The 16368-nt window shown below is 58.3% G+C and carries 13 protein-coding genes; 6 read left to right on the top strand and 7 right to left on the bottom strand.

The features are described from left to right. Positions 1–137 precede the first annotated feature (137 nt). From EP166_RS15845 to EP166_RS15825, 5 genes are all read right to left on the bottom strand, one after another. Complete coding sequence (locus EP166_RS15845; protein WP_127558823.1) at positions 138–3296, bottom strand: error-prone DNA polymerase; 3159 nt, start codon at positions 3294–3296, stop codon at positions 138–140. 3 nt (positions 3297–3299) lie between these two features. Then, positions 3300–4718: a Y-family DNA polymerase gene (locus EP166_RS15840; protein WP_127558821.1), complete on the bottom strand. Its 1419-nt coding sequence runs from the start codon at positions 4716–4718 to the stop codon at positions 3300–3302. Next, positions 4711–5361 (bottom strand): translesion DNA synthesis-associated protein ImuA, encoded by a 651-nt coding sequence (gene imuA, locus EP166_RS15835; protein ID WP_127558819.1) that lies wholly within the window; start codon positions 5359–5361, stop codon positions 4711–4713. Before imuA ends, EP166_RS15840 begins: the two co-directional genes overlap by 8 nt. A 105-nt stretch (positions 5362–5466) precedes the next feature. After that, entirely contained in the window at positions 5467–6219 is a 753-nt protein-coding gene (locus EP166_RS15830; RefSeq protein WP_127558817.1) for a TSUP family transporter, read from the bottom strand. A gap of 82 nt (positions 6220–6301) precedes the next feature. Then, positions 6302–6748 carry a chemotaxis protein CheW gene (locus tag EP166_RS15825; protein ID WP_127558815.1) on the bottom strand — a complete coding sequence of 149 codons (447 nt, stop codon included), beginning with the start codon at positions 6746–6748 and terminating at the stop codon, positions 6302–6304. 280 nt (positions 6749–7028) lie between these two features. Here EP166_RS15825 and EP166_RS15820 point away from each other — a divergent pair, with 280 nt between their 5' ends. From EP166_RS15820 to EP166_RS15800, 5 genes are all read left to right on the top strand, one after another. After that, positions 7029–9296, top strand: coding sequence for an ATP-dependent helicase (locus tag EP166_RS15820; RefSeq protein ID WP_127558813.1), 2268 nt, complete (start codon positions 7029–7031; stop codon positions 9294–9296). Positions 9297–9404: 108 nt separating this feature from the next. Continuing rightward, positions 9405–9932: a DUF3833 domain-containing protein gene (locus tag EP166_RS15815; RefSeq protein WP_127558811.1), complete on the top strand. Its 528-nt coding sequence runs from the start codon at positions 9405–9407 to the stop codon at positions 9930–9932. Between the two features lie 131 nt (positions 9933–10063). Next, positions 10064–11035: a calcium/sodium antiporter gene (locus tag EP166_RS15810; RefSeq protein WP_127558809.1), complete on the top strand. Its 972-nt coding sequence runs from the start codon at positions 10064–10066 to the stop codon at positions 11033–11035. A gap of 115 nt (positions 11036–11150) precedes the next feature. Continuing rightward, complete coding sequence (locus EP166_RS15805; protein WP_127558807.1) at positions 11151–11957, top strand: hypothetical protein; 807 nt, start codon at positions 11151–11153, stop codon at positions 11955–11957. Between the two features lie 149 nt (positions 11958–12106). Further along, positions 12107–12538: a COG4315 family predicted lipoprotein gene (locus EP166_RS15800; protein ID WP_246026316.1), complete on the top strand. Its 432-nt coding sequence runs from the start codon at positions 12107–12109 to the stop codon at positions 12536–12538. A gap of 10 nt (positions 12539–12548) precedes the next feature. Here the strand turns inward: EP166_RS15800 and EP166_RS15795 are convergent, their stop codons facing one another. Beyond that, positions 12549–13166, bottom strand: a complete 618-nt coding sequence (locus EP166_RS15795) for a LysE family translocator (protein WP_127558803.1) — start codon at positions 13164–13166, stop codon at positions 12549–12551. A 201-nt stretch (positions 13167–13367) separates the two neighbouring features. Here EP166_RS15795 and EP166_RS15790 point away from each other — a divergent pair, with 201 nt between their 5' ends. Then, positions 13368–14303 carry a CAP domain-containing protein gene (locus EP166_RS15790; protein WP_164743976.1) on the top strand — a complete coding sequence of 312 codons (936 nt, stop codon included), beginning with the start codon at positions 13368–13370 and terminating at the stop codon, positions 14301–14303. Between the two features lie 40 nt (positions 14304–14343). On the opposite strand, the gene EP166_RS15785 is transcribed toward EP166_RS15790, so the two are convergent. Further along, the gene (locus EP166_RS15785) at positions 14344–15993 is read right to left on the bottom strand and encodes a methyl-accepting chemotaxis protein (RefSeq protein ID WP_127558799.1); all 1650 of its coding nucleotides are present in this window, start codon (positions 15991–15993) and stop codon (positions 14344–14346) included. Positions 15994–16368 lie beyond the last annotated feature (375 nt).

Below are 16368 nucleotides of genomic sequence, written 5' to 3'. Positions count from 1 at the left end.
GTCGCGCAGCGATGACGAGCACCGCTCGGCACCCCGAGTAGGTCATCCCAACCGCCGAATACAACTCCCTTACAGCCCAAGTACAGAAATAGTACAGGCGGTTTGACGCCTCGATTTTTTATGGCTGTTATTCATCATCAATGAAAATCCCGCGACCGAATGCTTACCTCCTTGCTGGCTTCCCCTAGCCCATCTATCCGCTGCGCGATGACATGAACCACATCGTTATCCCAGGCTTTTTCAATCAAGCCGGTTACCAACACCAACTGCTCGGTGGTCAGTGCTTTGATGCATTGCTGGGCCTGCTGCAACCAGATAATAACGTTGATGTTTCCGGTGTCGTCTTCAAGCGTCACGAAGGTCACCCCGGCTTTGGTTTTGGGACGTTGCCGGTTAACCACCAGTCCCAGCACGCGGATGGGCAAGCGCACCCGGTCTGGCTGGTTTAGCCCCAGTCGATTCGATAGCCCCGCAATTCGGCGTTGTTCGGCCTGCATCATGGGCAGCAAATCACTGGCGGGTATGGTCTGAGGTATGGCGTCGTCTTCCCGTAATAGGGTGATCAGATGTCGCCCCAGGGTCAGTCCCTGGCTGTGGTAATCCTCAATCAGGTTGTCGAGTTCGTTGGGCGCTGGCAACTGGCTTTGTTGATCGGCTGCTGGTTCGAACGCATCGGCTAGCAGTGGTGTTTGCAGCCGTAATGCCGAGCTTTCCCAGCGTGCCTGGTAGCGATTCTGACTGAGGTCGGCGAAGGCGCCTGCTGATGCCAGCAAGTCGAGATCGGTTGTGCTGATGCCGGGCAGTTGCTCCAGTTCCTTGATGCGCCTGAAACCGTGTTTGGGTCTATGCCTGATCAGGTTGCTGGCACTGCTTTGAGTGAAGCCTTTTATGCGGCAGAACCCCAATCGAATGGCGGTGTCATTGTTGTGCCATTCCAATTGGTTTTCCCAGTCACTGTGATTAATGTCAATCGGCAGAACCGTCTTGCCATGGCGCTGAAGGTCCTGCACAAGCTGTGAGGCTGTATAAAATCCCATGGGCAGACTGTTCAGGAGAGCACAGCAAAATTCTGCCGGGTAGTGGCATTTGAGCCAGGACGAGAAGTAGGCAATAAGCGCAAACCCGGCCGCATGGGACTCGGGAAAGCCGTATTCACCAAAGCCTTCAATCTGACGATTAATGCGTTGAATAAATTCATCGGGGTAACCGTTTTCGTGCATGCGCTCGGTCAGTTTGGAACGCAGTTTATTAATGTGTCCGCTTTGTTTCCAACTGGCCATTGACCGTCTTAAATCGTTTGCTTCGTCGGAACTGAAACCGGCAGCGACCATAGCCAATGCAATGATCTGCTCCTGAAAGATGGGCACGCCCAGAGTGCGCTCCAGTACCGGACGTAGCGCTTCATTCGGATAATGCACGGCCTCTTTGCCAATGCGTCTTTTTAGATAGGGGTGCACCATATCGCCATGAATGGGCCCCGGGCGTACGATGGCTACCTGGACCACCAGGTCGTAGTAACAATTGGGCTTGAGCCTGGGCAGCATGTTCATCTGGGCGCGCGATTCGATCTGGAACACGCCGACGGTGTCGGCCTGCTGAATCATGGCAAAGGTCGCCGCATCGTCTCGCGGAATGTGCTGCAACTTGAGGTTCTCGCCATGGTGCTGACGAATCAGGTCCAGAGTACGGCGTACGGCACTGAGCATGCCGAGTGCGAGAATATCCACCTTCATCAGACCGACGGTTTCCAGGTCGTCTTTGTCCCACTGAATCACGGTGCGGTCCGGCATGGCCGCGTTTTCAATCGGAACCAGATCGGCTACGACCCCTTCGGTAATGATAAAACCACCGACGTGTTGTGACAGGTGACGGGGAAACCCCAATATGCTTTCCAGCAGATGTTTGAACACACCGATCTGGTGTTCGGATAACCCCATGCCGTCCGAAATGATTTCTTCAATCCAGTTTTTACTGCGATAACGCCAGCCATAGTTGGCGATTTTCTGATCCAGCTGGCTGATGTTTAACCCCATCGCCCGGCCAATGTCGCGCAACGCACTTTTGCGCCGGTAGCTGATAACGGTGGCGGCGAGTGCAGCGCGCTTGCGTCCGTATTTCTGATAGATGTACTGGATGACTTCTTCGCGCCGCTGATGTTCAAAATCGACATCAATGTCCGGGGGGTCGTCGCGCCCTTTGGATATGAACCGGTCGAATAACAAGGAGGCCTGTTTGGGGTTCACTTCGGTAATGCCCAGGCAATAGCAGACGACCGAGTTCGCTGCTGAGCCGCGCCCCTGACACAGAATGTTTTGCGACCGGGCAAAGCGCACTATGTCGTAAACGGTCAGAAAATAGTGCTCGTACTCTTTCTCGCGAATCATCGCCAGTTCGCGCTCAATCGTGGCATCGATCTCGGGTGTGCTGCCCTCGGGAAAGCGCCGGGCAACACCCTGACGGACCAGCAACCGCAAATACTCTTCGGCAGTGTACTGGCCGGGAAGGATGTCTTTCGGGTAACGGTAGCGCAGGGCATCGAGTGTAAAGTCGCAACGGTCGGCGATCCTCAGGGTTTCCTGCATCAGCTCGGCGCCGTAGAGGCTGTGCAACTTATTGGCCGAGCGCAGGTGGTTTTCTGCATTGGGAAACAGGTAGGGCAAGGCCTCGGTCAGGGTGGTGTTGAAACGGATGGCGGTCAGGGCGTCCTGCAAATCTTTGCGTTCGGGGGTGTGCATGTGCACGTTGTTGGCGCAGACAGCGGGCAGGTTGTGTTGCCTGGTCAGGTGTTGCGCTCGAGTGGCAAGCTCGAAACTGTTTTCGGTCAGCAGGTTTTCCACCAGTACCCAGCAGCGGTTTTTAAAACAGTCGGCGTAATAGGCCAGCTGTTCGTCATCATCACTGCGCCCCCGCGGTGACCAGAGGCACAGGCAATCACTGAGATTCAGTGTGAAATCCTGGCGGGTTAACCGGTACTCTCCCTTGTCGCACCGCCGCCGGGCCCGAGTGATCAAGTGGCACAGCTGGCTGTAGGCGGCTTCGGTGGGGGCGAGCAGGATGACTACCTGTCCGTCGAGGCGAAATTCGGCACCGATGATCAGTTTGATCGGTAGCTTCTGGTCTCTGACGACGCGCCAGGCTTTGACCACGCCGGCGACCGAGCACTCATCGGTAATGGCCAGCGCCTGGTAACCCAGTTCGACCGCGCGCAGTACCAGTTCCTGCGGGTGAGAGGCACCGCGCAGAAAACTGTGATTGCTCAGACAATGCAATTCGGCGTAGGGCAGTGAGTCGGTCATGGGTTATCCGAAAAAGCCAGCCAGGCTCCAGTGGCCATCGTCGTGACGGGCGAGCCAGACGGCGTGTTGGTGCTGTGGATGCCAGGCTCGAAAGTAGTCACGCCGGTAAGGGGCCGGTTGCGCCCAGCGGCCCATGACAATGCGCTCGGGCCCGCTGAGTAACTGGTACTGCTGAGGCGCGACCCTGTGCTCTGTCTCTGGCACCAGCAGTGGCTGGAACCGGGGGCGCGATGGTTCCGGGCGTCCAGCGCGATCAACCGCCGGGGTTAGCCGAGTGGCGTGTTCCGGCCTGGGGTCGGCGGTGGTTGTTAGTGTGTGTACCTGGTGGTGACCAAGCCGTGACACCAGTAGCGACAGCAGGCGGTCGGCATCGGCTTGTGGGTAGGCAGTACCAAGCAGGTCGCCGCTGGGCATGGGGTCGGTGCGAAAGCGCCGCGCTCTCAGGTGTAGGGAGAGCACGGGTTCCGGTAAGACCAGCCGGTCGAGCTGCAGGTTGATCAGGCTGAGCCACTCTTGGGCGCTGCGGGAGCCCTGTACCGCCTGAATGCGTAAGCGGGTAGGCGGCTGGTTACGGTGACTGAGGCGCAAGTAGAGGCTGTCGGCCAGACATTGGCGCGCTTTGAGGTAGTCTTCCAGGTTGGTCAGCAGGCGCTTGACCGGGAACAGCAGGCTGGCGCTGTGCTCGGCCTCGTGGCTCAGTTCCAGGCGTTCGTCGAAATGCGGGGGGATCTCGAAGCGGTGGCCCAGGGTGTCGGGGGTTTCCAGAGCTGAGAGCCGCTGCAACAGGTTGGGGCCAAAGCGATAGCCGAGTTCGGCCCGGGGCAGCCGGCGAACATCGGCATAGCAGTGCAGGCCCATGGATTTCAGCCGGGCGGCGTCTTTAGCGTCGAGGCCTAGCCGGTCAATGGCAATGGGGTCGAGTGCGCTGATCTGTCGTTGGCGATCGCTGCTAATGAGTGGCTGATCGTTAATGGCTAACACCTGAGCCGCCAGGGCCGTGTGCCCACAGGCCCAGCGGTAGTGGAAGCCACTGCGTTCCAGCCGTTCTCGCAGCGTGCCGACCAGGGCATCCAGCCCCTGATACAGGCGCAACATGGAGCCGATTTCGAGACTGAGACCCGAGGGCGGGCACAGTCGGATATCGGCGCAGGCCTGATACAGCAACAGCGCCAGACGTTGCAGTTGTTCCTGTTCGGCTAGCGCATCGTACAGGGCAGTTTCGACGTCGCTCAGCAAACAGTAGGCGGTGGCGGTGTTCATGCCGGGCCGCACACCCAGGGCTGTCGCTGCACCATTGCATTGCTCAATGCCGGACCGGGCGTTGAGCAGCAATTGCGGCGTGGCGCTCTCCAGGGTGCCAAACCGGGCTTGTAGAGCCAGCCTGGGAAAGTCGATGTACAACCAGAGTCGGGTGTCAGCCATGGTGTTGGACTCTGTCGGGCTGCAGCGGCACGGTCACTGCCAGATTGCGCAGCGGCCAGCCAGCGCGTCGTTTGAGAATGTGCAGCTGCACCCGGTCAGCCTGCTCGGCGCACACCTGAAGTCGCAGGGCTGCGATGGACGCACGATCGCGCCAGCGTTCGGGGCGCAGCAGAAACACCGGCATCCGGTTGCTCTCGGCGGCCAGTTGCAGGCGGCGCATGTGGGCGTTGTCGAGCCGGTCGACCCAGGCCACCACAGCCTGGCAGCCACCGGTGGTCAGGCAGCGCTCAAGGCTCCACAGCAGGTCGTCCTGACGCGGGGCCTGGCACAGCAACAGCCGGGATAAATCGAGCCCCCAGTAGGCCAGCCCCGGGGCATGGGGCCGGTTGGGCGGGTTGAACCAGGCTTGCCAGAGCTGGCCCGTCTGGCTGAGTGTGGCCAGGTAAGGCAGCAGCAGTCTCAGTTCGCCCTGACCAGGCCGGGCGTAGAGAATTTCGGTGACGGCCCCGAGCGGCCAGCCACCGCCGGGCAGCTCGGCATCCAGCGCCGCGTAGCCGCTGGGGGCGGCATGAATGCGGGCCATGCGCCAGTCGCTGGCGGACCAAAGCCGACCGCTCCGGGTCAGATCGTTCAGCAAAGACATGATGAAGGTGCTCGATAAGCTGTATGGATATACAGTATAATCAGCCGCGATCAGGATGCCAGTGGTTGATTCGTAATGATCTGTATCGGTGTTTTCGTTGGAGCGCTAAGCCATCAACCCAGAGGCTACCAGGCTCAGGCCTGAGCCCATCAGCAGGGCAAACGCCAGACGACGCATCCAGAGTTCCGGGAGGGGAGGCCCGAAGCGTTTGCCAATGAGCGTGCCCAGAATGACCAGTGGCAGGCCCAGTGCACAGATCAGCAGAACGTTCATGGCGTTTTGCAGAAAGGGTAACGCCAGAGCGATGCGAATGACTGAGGTGGCAAAAAAAGTCATCAGCAGGGTTAGGCGAATGCTGAGCAGTGGCAGTGGCTGGCGGTACATCAGAAACGCCAGCGGCGGGCCGTAGGTGGCGAACAGACCGCCGAGCAAGCCGGCGATGGCGCCCGCTGTGGCAAAGGCGAAGTGACCGTTTACATCGGCCCGGGGTTTGGGTTTGAGCATCATCAGCAGGCAACTGATGACCAGGGTAATGCCGAGCAGCAGTTGCAGCAGGCTGAGGCTGCTTTGACTGAAGTGGGTGAGCAGCCACAAGCCCAGGCCAGTTAACGGGACAGCCGTTGCCAGCATGGCGATGACCGCGGGGCGGTGCACATGCTGGGTGTGGCCGCGCAGGGCGATGCCGGTGTTGGCCAGGCTCAGGGTGCTGGTGGCGAATGCCAGAAAGGCGAGGTCGGCCAGGCCAAGAACCGAGCTCAGGCCCATAACGATCAGGCCGAAGGCAAAGCCGGTGACGGTTTGAATGTAACTGCCCAGAAAGAACAGGCCCAGCAGCAGGGCAGCGTTGGTGATGTCCATGCGTGTAGTTTACGGGGTTCGGATGACGGCGGCGAGGTCGGATGGTGCGGTCCTAGCCCCGTGGAGGGGCCGGACCGCGACATTAGAGTTCGTCGATCAGGGATTTGACATCGGTGTGCTGGGCTATTACCTGTTCGAGCGCTGCGGGGCTGATCAGCTGATACAGGCGGTTGTCTTTTTCGATGGTGCCCTGAATGTAACCGCCAGCCATGTTGGTGTCGGCGTCGTCCATGGCAAAGTATTGCACCCCCTCAACCTTGGTAACGGCCATGCCAACCCGGGTCTCCGACAGGTCGAGCACGAGCAGAAAGCTGGGCTCGGTGATTTGGCCGTAGCCCGTCATCTGGTGTACATCGATAACGGCCAGGGTTTCGCCGCGCAGGCTGACCAGTCCCATCACGCCAAGGGCATCACTGGGAACAGGATGCAAAGGCTGCCACGGAACCACTTCTTTGATCAGGGTGGCCGGGAAGGCCAGCGGCTCGGTATCAAGCTGAACTACAACCCACATTTCGTTCGACATCGACATTCGACGGGCTCCTATGCCTTACTGCGCGGATGCAGTCCGCATTCAATCAGATTAGTCAGGCCCCGGTGGCCTTGCAAGTGGGCTGACGGGGCAAGCATTGTTCAGGTTATCGACCGGCAATGCCAATAGTTAAATTTCAAGTGTGGCTGTGGTCCGCACCGGCACCCAACGCTTGCAATGTGCACACGCCGAAACTTGAGTTTGATCACGGGCAGCTAAATCGCAGACAAGCCGGCATGACTTTGCTAGCCTTGTCCGCCGTCTTAGACTCTGACCACGCATGCGCTTTTCCAACACCGATTTCACAGACGAGCAACAACGCATCATCGCCCACCCGGGTGGACATGCGCGCATTGTGGCGGTGGCCGGGTCGGGCAAGACGGCGACGCTGACGGCTTATGTCAGCCGCCGCATTCGCGAGGGTTTGTCGCCACGGCGGTTGTTGGTGCTGATGTACAACAAGACCGCGCAGCGGGATTTCGCCCGGCGTCTGACTGAGCAGAACCCGGCGGGAACGCGTTTGCCGGAAGTGAGAACCTTTCATTCGCTTGGCTATCGCATTTATCAGCGCCTGGTTCAGGATGGCGACTTGCCGCCGTTTGACCGGACGCTGTTGTCCGATGCCCAGGTTGAGCCGCTGGTCTGGCGCATTCTGCGGGAGTTGGCCGATGATGATCAGGCCGAAGACATTCTGACCCGCAAGAAGAAGTGGGTCGAACCGGCGCTTTCCTATTTTGAACTGGTCAAAAGCAGTTTGAACCCGCCCGAGGTGGTGTTTGAGCAAAGCCACCTGCCTGCCCAGTGCCGGATTTTCATCGAAGCCTTTGAGCGCTTTGAGCAGTGGCGTCAGTCAGAGCGACGGGTCACTTTCAGTGACCTGCTGTACGACCCGGTGCGTTGCCTGAACAGCCGGCCTGAGTTGGCCGAGCGCTTTGGTGGTCATATGCAGGAAATTCTGGTGGATGAGTACCAGGACATTAACCCCATTCAGCAGCGGTTACTCGAGATCGTGCACGGCGGGCGCGGCCAGGTGATGGTGGTGGGTGATCCGGACCAGACCATCTATGAGTTTCGTGGTTCGGAACCGACGCTGTTGACCGAAGGTTTTACCGAGCAATTCGATGCGGTGCACGACTACGAACTGAGCTGGACCTTTCGGTATGGCCACCACCTGAGCCTCCTGGCCAACCATCTGATCGGCGCCGGGCATTCGCATCCGGACAGCCGGACCCTGTGTTACTCCCATGCCATCACGCCGCCCACTCGGGTGGAGCAGGTGCGCAGTGACGACGGCGCCAGCACGGCGCTGGGGTTGATTCAGCAGATTCGCCAGCAGCGTCCGCTGAGCGAGGTCGCGGTGTTGAACCGCCTGTGGGCGAACAGTGCCCGGCTTGAGTTGCTGCTGATGGCGGCTGATGTCCCCTACCATCTGGATCACCACCAGACGGTGCTGGAGCGGTTCGAATTGCGCCCCTTCTGGGTGCTGTTTGATCTGGCCAGTGGCGATTTCAGCCGCTATGACCCGGACCGGCGACGCCAGGCGTGGCAAACGCTGCTGACCCAGCCTTATCTGAAAATCCGCAAGGCGATCATTGATGATCTGGTCAAACGGTTGGCTCCGGTGGCGGTGGATGTCGCCCGGCATCTGCGCAATGCCATTCCCGAGTCGCTGTCGGGGTACCAGGCTGATCAGTTGATGGAGCGGGCGCGGCTGTTGCAAAAGGCGGAGGAGGCGAAAGTCAGTGCCTCCGAACTGCTCAGCGGTTGGATTCGCGGAACGGAGTACTACGCGGCGCTGAAAGAGTCGGCGTTTTCTGCCCAGCAGGTGGATGATCAGGTCGCAACCGTTAAAGCCTTCGCTCAGTTTGTTGCGGCCCAGGATTGGCCCGCTGCTGAGGCCTCGCCGCGTTTGCGCCAATGGCAGCAACACCAGAGCGGGCAGAATGCTTCTGGCCAGTCGCAGCGGGGCGTGCACATAACCTCCATTCACAAAGCCAAGGGGCGCGAATGGCCGATCGTGATTTTGCCCGAGGTTAATGCCCGGTTTTATCCTTACCATCCCGAAGGCGACCTGACCCGGCCGACCTCGGAAGACAGCGAGCGGCGCTTGCTTTATGTGGCGATGACGCGGGCTCGTGAACATCTGGTACTGCTAACCCCGGCCGACCGCAGCGAACACCCGGACAGCCCTTTCGTTAACGAACTGCGCTGGCTGGGGTCGACGGACCTGGCGCACGCCCTGAATGACGGCAGTACCGACCTGACCCTGAACGATGCGATGGACACGCACATGGTCAGTCGGTATCTGAACGCCGTCGGCTCTTCCCTTCGCGTTCACTGGGAAGCCGCACCGCGACCGATTGATGCGGTTGCCGGTACTGCCGACGATGACGCCCCTCCCGATGCCCGGCGCGTGCGGCATCAGCAGTGGGGCGTCGGACGGGTGGTGCAGCAGGACCCACAGCGACTGCGTATCCGCTTCGTACGTAATGGCCAGGAGCGAACCTTCGACCGGGCAACGGTCGAGCCTTTTCTGGAGTGGTTGTAGGGGGCTGAGGGACGAAACACAGTAAAAGACCCAAGAGATGAACACCGCGGTCCATCCGTCGTGCGTTGGTGTACGTACAACTGAGCAACCCATCAACGGAGCTCTTTTGTGTGGAAACTCATCGCAAGCACAGCGCTTGTCGCGCTGCTGACAGGGTGCGCTAGTGTGACCGTCGCAACCTATGAAGACGCCGATCTGGTGTTCGACCCGATCGAGTATTTTAACGGCCCCCTCGTTGCGGAAGGCGTGGTAAGGGGGCGCAATGGCGAGGTTAGCCGCTATTTTAACGCAACCATCGATGCCCGCTGGGATGAAAACGGCGGCGTGCTCGATGAGGTGTTCATCTGGAGCGATGGCGAACGCCAGACCCGGGTCTGGAATTTTGAACGTGTTGGAGAGCAGCATTATCGCGGCACGGCAGGGGATGTGGTCAAGCCGGCTGAGATGCGCTTTGCCGGCAATGCAGTGAACATGAAATACGTGTTGGCGGTGCCGATGGCGAATGGCAATACCATTAACGTCACCATGGATGATTGGTTGTACCAGGTAAATGACAAGACGCTGATTAATGTAACGCAGATGAGCAAATTCGGCATTCGGGTGGGCGAGGTTGTTCTGACCATGCGCAAGCTCTGAATCCGGACAGCTCGGTGAAAAAGGGCCCTTCGGGGCCTTTTTTGGTTGAACACCGCCCTGGAAAATACCCCCGACATTTAAGACGCGCCCCGCTATACTGGCGCCATTATTTTCTACCTGGAGTGAGCTCTATGTTGTTAGCCTGGTTGGCTGTTATCGCCGGACTGGCCTTACTGGTCTGGAGTGCCGACAAGTTTGTTGAGGGCGCCTCGGTTACCGCCAAATACGCGGGTATGTCACCATTGCTGATCGGCATGGTGATTATTGGTTTTGGCACTTCGGCACCGGAAATGGTGGTCTCAGCCATCGCTTCGTTGCAAGGAAACCCCGGCCTGGCACTGGGTAACGCCTATGGGTCGAACATCACCAACATTGGTCTGGTTATAGGCCTGGTCGCGGTCATAGCGCCGATTCGGGTGCAATCGCGAATTCTAACCAAAGAGCTGCCATTATTGCTCGGCGTGACGCTTCTGGGGGGTTACCAGCTACTGGACGGTGAACTGAGCCGGCTGGATGCCTATATTCTGTTGCTGGTGTTTTTCGGCATCATGGGCTGGTCGATTCTGCAGGGGCGGCAGAAACCGGCTGACACACTCGAAGCGGAATACCTGAAAGAGATCGACTCACATCCGATGAGCTTGTCCAGAGCCATCACCTGGCTGATTGTTGGACTTGTGTTGCTGGTGATCAGCTCGCGCCTGCTGGTCTGGGGCGCAGTCATTATCGCCCAGAGCTTTGGCGTCAGTGACTTGATCATTGGTTTGACCGTGGTCGCCATTGGTACTTCGCTACCGGAGCTGGCGTCCTCATTGGTGGCGATCAAAAAGAACGAACATGAGCTGGCTCTGGGCAATGTATTGGGTTCCGGTCTGTTCAACACGCTGGCAGTCGTCGGCATTGCAGCCGGCATTCACCCGCTTTCGGTCGACCCGGAAGTACTGTATCGCGACTGGGTAGTGATGGCGGCGCTGACGGTAGTGCTGCTGATCATGGGTATTGGCCTGCGCGGCCGACAGGGGCGCATAAACCGGGTAGAAGGCGGCATGCTATTGCTGGTGTATGCAGGCTATACCGGCTATCTGGTTTCGCTGGTGTTAAGTTAATCACATAACGGATGAGAAACCGTGGTGAGTCGTGGTAACGGGAATTACTATGCTCACCGCCCGGGGCGAGGACCGCTCCGGGTCATTCAACTCATTGCCAACAAGGAAGACAATCATGTCATCTGTACCTGCCCGCCGTTTACCCGTCTTTGCGTTAATCACCGATAGCCTCCGTTACAGCGTCAGCCACGCCCGGGCTTTGCTGATCCTGGCACTGCCCTTTCTGGTGGTGCAGTATGGGCTGCTGCAATTCACCAAGCCCACCACTGAATACCTTCCTGTTCTGAGTTGGCAATATTGGGTTGTGGTTGGTGTTGCTCTGTTGGCGGGCGTCGTCGTTGCCGTCAGTGTTCACCGTCAATTTCTGCAATCTCCTGATCGGCAGATGCCGCTTCGTTGGGGGAAAGCTGAAACGCGCTATGCCTGGGGGTTGCTTAAGCTGACCCTGGTCATGATAGTACCTTCCGTCCTGTATGCTCTGGTCCTTGTTGGTATTCTTGCCGCCGTTTTCTCAAACTGGAATATCGAGTCTTTTGGCGTTGAACAGCCGTTGCTGGCGCTGCCGCTTATCTGGTTAATGACGCTGCCTATGTTGTATTTGTGGGCCCGAATGACACTGATTTTGCCGTCGGCGGCCATCAGCCAGCAGCCTTCGGTCACTTTGTCCGGTTCAATGGCATTAACCAAAGGTAACGGCTGGCGAATGGTGGCTGTGACAGTGGCGCCCCTGCTGGCATTTGGAATGCTGGATATTTTGATTCAAATGAGTTTGCCAACCGTCGTTTACTGGTGGCTTCAGCCGCTCATTGTCAGTGTGAACACGGTGCTGGGCGTTGTTCTGGTGTCGGTGTCTTTCAAGCAGTTGTATGACGAGCGTCACCTGAATACCGAGTCTGACAATAACGGTGTAGTCGCTGCGTAACCTGGCTGCAAAAAAAATGTTGGGTGCCTGCATCCATTTGAGCTGATCAAGTCGTCTGAGGGGTAAGTAGGACGTCCAATGGACCCTATCTTCACCGTTCAATGCACTTGGACGACACATTCTTGATCATGACTCAAAGGGAACACACCATGAAATTACCAACATTCAGCACCTTCGCTCTGGCATCTGCACTGGTATTAACCGGTTGCGCGACGGACTCCTATGCAAGCTCTTATGGCAGCAATGATGAGTCACCGGCAAGCGGCGTAGTTTCGACAGTGGATACTGCCATTGGCGAAGTGTTTGCTACAACGCAAGGGATGACGCTCTACACCTTTACCCGCGACACCGCTTCGGTATCAAACTGCTACGACGGCTGTGCGGAAAGCTGGCCGCCGTTCACCGCGTCAAAAAATGCTGAAACCTGGGGCGCGTTCACGGTGATTGAACGGACAGATGGCAGTTACCAGTGGGCGTATGAAAACCAGCCACTATACACCTGGGTGGGAGATCGTCAGCGCGGTGACGTCAATGGCCATGAAATCAGTGACGTCTGGTTTGCTGCCCAGGCGGGTCAGTAAGTCAACGCCGTCAGCTTTTGACGGCCAGCAGGGTGCCGGCACTGATCATGATGGTGCCAGCAGCCCGGTTCAGCCGTTGCATGGCCCGGCTGGACCGGGCCAGCTTGCGGGCTTTCGACGCGCCCCAGGCAACCAGCATCAAACCGGCCATCAGTGCCACAACGGTGAGAGCGGCGGCCAGCACTATGTCGGTATGGCTGAGCCGGGTCAGGTCCATAAAGGTCGGCAAAAAGGCAATGTAGAACAGAATGACCTTGGGGTTGGAGGCTGAGATGGCGATGCCCTGCAGCAGACTGGCCCCGATACCCGAACGCTTTACCGGAATATCGCTCGCTTCAGTCGGGGCTGGCGTCGTCCAGAGTTTCCAGCCAAGGTAAATCAGATAAGCCGCACCGGCATACCGAATGAGCGTAAACAGCGTGCCGTAGTTTTCGGCAATGGCCGACAGACTGAAACACGCCAGTACCAGATAGATCACGTCGCTGATGACCATGCCAAAGGCCAGTGCCGTGCACGCTCTGGCCCCCTGACTTAACGCGCGGGCCATAATGGCGAAGATGCCCGGGCCCGGCGTGATGCCGAAAATAAAGATGGCGAAAAAGAAGGTCAGGGCACTGGTTAGGGTCATGCGAACGCTCGGTGGGCCGGTGAAAGCACTATTCTCTCAGTATCCTGTGCTGTCGTGAAGCGTGGCTTGGCATCTTTGTTGGTCCACCTAAGCCTGTTTTGCGGACCCGGTTGGCATTTTTTGTCTTTGTTTTATGGAAAGATCAGGAAAAGTCTTGGCGCCTGCATATGCGCAGGTACACTGCTAAAAACGGCAATGAGTATGGATACGGTGAGAGAAAAACAGGCGTGGCGCCGGGTCAGTCTGGGTGTATTGGTGGCAACAACACTGGCTGCCTGCAATACAGCCGTCGACGAGCCGCTCGCAACGAACAACGTATTATCCGGCACGCCGCTCCAGGCGCGCAGTGCCAGTGCGTTTTCTGTTATCGATCATAGCCCGATTGATGGTGCCGAAAACCAGGCACTGACGCGGGACATCCGCATCACCTTCGATACCCCGCTGCTCATTGAATCGATCACCGACAACAGTGTTGAACTGTGGCTGAATGACCGGCGTGTTCCCGCCAGAACCGTCTATGTCGCCGACACCCAGAGCCTTCGCCTGATCCCGACGTCCAACCTGATTCCGAATCAACGTTACCAGGTGAGGTTGAATCCACGACTGATGTCGGCCGAGGGTGACCTCTACGGCGGAGCGCAATGGCAGTTTCAAACCGCAGGGTCCATTGGCGCCACCTCGCAGTGGACACTCGATCATTGCCTGGGAGCAACCGAGCAGGCCTGGCTGGAGCAAATAAACCAGGCACGCAGTGAAGCGCGCTATTGCGGCCGGGTATTGCAGGCCGCAGCCGAACCACTGAGCTATCAGTGCACGCTGGCAGGCGCCGCCCAACAGCACAGCAACGACATGGCGCAACATGGCATGCTCAGTCATCTCAGCAGTGATGGACAAGATGCCTACCGGCGCTTGCAGCAGCAGGGCTATGACGCGACCACGCTGGGTGAAAACGTGGCCATGACCGCAACTGACGACGCCGATGTGGTTCAGCAATGGCTGGCCAGCCCGGGGCATTGTCGCAATATCATGGAGGCCGACTACACGTCTCTGGGCATGGGCCAGGCAACATCCGATACGGGCGGTGTCTACTGGACGCTGAATCTGGCCGCGCCGCTTAACCCGCAGTCGGACGACTGAAAGTCTACCCCGGCCACCAGGGTGGCCGGATGGCTGAGCATCAGCTCAGCCGGTACCCCGACAACACCGTCTGTACCTGACTCGATTGTTCCACCAGTTGGTCGGTTGCCTGATCGATCTCCTGCGAATGTCGGGTATTTTCCTTGGAGTAGTCACTGATCGAGACCAGATGTTCGGTGATGCCGGACACCACCTGGCTCTGTTCTTCTGTGGCCGTCGCAATCTGGGCACTGATGTCGTTGATATCCTGCATCAGGGATTCGATGGCGATGAAGGAGCTCTGGGTATCACCAACATTGCCTGCGGTTTCCTGAACCATACTGGAGGCAGTCTGCATGGCGTTCACCGTTTTATCCACACCCTGTTGCAAGCGTTCAATGCGCTGCTGAATATCGGCGGTGGACTGCTGTGTCTTTTGCGCCAAACTGCGCACTTCATCGGCGACGACGGCAAATCCCCGGCCCTGCTCACCGGCCCGGGCGGCTTCAATGGCCGCGTTCAGCGCCAGCAAATTGGTCTGTTCGGCAATGTTGCGAATCACGTCCAGCACGCTGGTAATGCTGGTGGCTTCTTCGGCCAGTACCTGAGAGGCCTGGGTGGCGCTGTCCAGCTGGGCTTTTAGCTCGGTCACCTTGTTGTTGGCTTCCGCCGCACGCTGGGTGCCGGTGCGTACGTTCTCGAGTGCCTCGTTGGCGGTGCTGGAACCGCGTTCGGCATTGCTGGCCACTTCGCGCGCAGACCCGTGCAATTCTTCGACCGCAGTGACCACTTGCTCCAGCGCTGCTTCCTGTTGCTGTGCCAGCGACATGTTGCCGCTGCTGGCCTGGTTCAGGATGTGGCTGCTGTCGCGCAATTCTTCGTTAACCCGGGTGATGTGTGACATCGACTGATGCAGCTTTTCCATCAGCCGGTTGAAATGGTGCGCGAGCTGGCCCACTTCATCGGCCCGGTCGGACGCCAGGCGTGCGGTCAGGTCACCTTCGCCGGAGGCCAGGTCGTTCAAGCGATCGCGCAGGCGGGCGATCGGCCGCGATAACGACAATGGCAGCCAGAGCGCGATGGCAACAAGCAGCGCCAGGCTAACCGCCAATTGCACCCACGCCTGAATGATGGCCTGGTCGCTGATTGACTCGGCCGCTTCAACCCGGGCTGTAGAGTCGGCATTGATGTGTTCGGACAGTGTATTCTTGATGCCCAGGGCTTCACTGAATAACGGCGCTCCTTCCAGCTCGCCAATCTGAAGGGCAACCGATGCGGCGCCGCCGTCAGCAAACTCGGTAATCTCGGTATTCAGAGTCTGCCAGGCCTCAATTGCCGTGGTGAACTGCGCCATCAAGGCTTCGCTGTTGTCGGTCGCCAGCGTTGCGGCCGTGGCACTGGCCAGTTGCAATGCCTTGTCGGATTCAGTCGTGAAGGTGGCCAGGTAGCCATCGAGCTCGTCTCGAACTGCGCCCCAGGACGCCGCCTGGATATAAGCGCGCTGTGCCAAAAGGGCCTGGTGCAGAGAGGTATCCATCTCGGCCAAGGTCAGCAGGGCAGGCTGGTATCGCTGAATCAGTACATCGGAACTGGAGGTAACCGTCATTAGGCTGCGTACGCCACTGACGGTGCTGACCAGGGTGACGATCAGCATAAGCAATAGGGGGAGTCGCACCTTGTTGGCGATCGACAGGTTTTTAAGCCAGGACATAGCATCGGATCCTTGAACGGTTGAGCACGGAGAATGGTGCCAGGGACACACCTTGCCATAGTGTTGCCCTGAGAAGGATGTCAGTAATAATCATTATCGACAATTATCGCATCGACTTAAGGCGTTCGCTGTTCTGTTTTGATAAACGCTGGGTACAGGTTGACGGGAAATTGGCGAAATTCGGTCCGGTTTACCCTGCATTGTCGTAGATACCAACTAGACTTTGGAGTCAGGTTCTGGTCAGTTAAGGGTATGGCCATTCAAGTTCGCAGGAATGTCCCAGGGCGTGAGGTATGTATCGACCGTGACAGCGATGATCCAACCCGATACAGGGAAGACAGCAGGGAAGGTTTACGGCGGGTGGCGCTGGTTTAG

Source organism: Saccharospirillum alexandrii, from assembly GCF_004000275.1.
GTDB classification, from domain to species: domain Bacteria; phylum Pseudomonadota; class Gammaproteobacteria; order Pseudomonadales; family Natronospirillaceae; genus Saccharospirillum; species Saccharospirillum alexandrii.
This window is presented reverse-complemented; position numbering and strand designations above follow the sequence as displayed.

Coding starts and splice junctions, on each gene's coding strand:
- EP166_RS15845 (WP_127558823.1), bottom strand. CDS start 3,296: ATGACCGACTCACTGCCCTACGCCGAATTGCATTGTCTGAGCAATCAC.
- EP166_RS15840 (WP_127558821.1), bottom strand. CDS start 4,718: ATGGCTGACACCCGACTCTGGTTGTACATCGACTTTCCCAGGCTGGCT.
- imuA (WP_127558819.1), bottom strand. CDS start 5,361: ATGTCTTTGCTGAACGATCTGACCCGGAGCGGTCGGCTTTGGTCCGCC.
- EP166_RS15830 (WP_127558817.1), bottom strand. CDS start 6,219: ATGGACATCACCAACGCTGCCCTGCTGCTGGGCCTGTTCTTTCTGGGC.
- EP166_RS15825 (WP_127558815.1), bottom strand. CDS start 6,748: ATGTCGATGTCGAACGAAATGTGGGTTGTAGTTCAGCTTGATACCGAG.
- EP166_RS15820 (WP_127558813.1), top strand. CDS start 7,029: ATGCGCTTTTCCAACACCGATTTCACAGACGAGCAACAACGCATCATC.
- EP166_RS15810 (WP_127558809.1), top strand. CDS start 10,064: ATGTTGTTAGCCTGGTTGGCTGTTATCGCCGGACTGGCCTTACTGGTC.
- EP166_RS15805 (WP_127558807.1), top strand. CDS start 11,151: ATGTCATCTGTACCTGCCCGCCGTTTACCCGTCTTTGCGTTAATCACC.
- EP166_RS15800 (WP_246026316.1), top strand. CDS start 12,107: ATGAAATTACCAACATTCAGCACCTTCGCTCTGGCATCTGCACTGGTA.
- EP166_RS15795 (WP_127558803.1), bottom strand. CDS start 13,166: ATGACCCTAACCAGTGCCCTGACCTTCTTTTTCGCCATCTTTATTTTC.
- EP166_RS15790 (WP_164743976.1), top strand. CDS start 13,368: ATGGATACGGTGAGAGAAAAACAGGCGTGGCGCCGGGTCAGTCTGGGT.
- EP166_RS15785 (WP_127558799.1), bottom strand. CDS start 15,993: ATGTCCTGGCTTAAAAACCTGTCGATCGCCAACAAGGTGCGACTCCCC.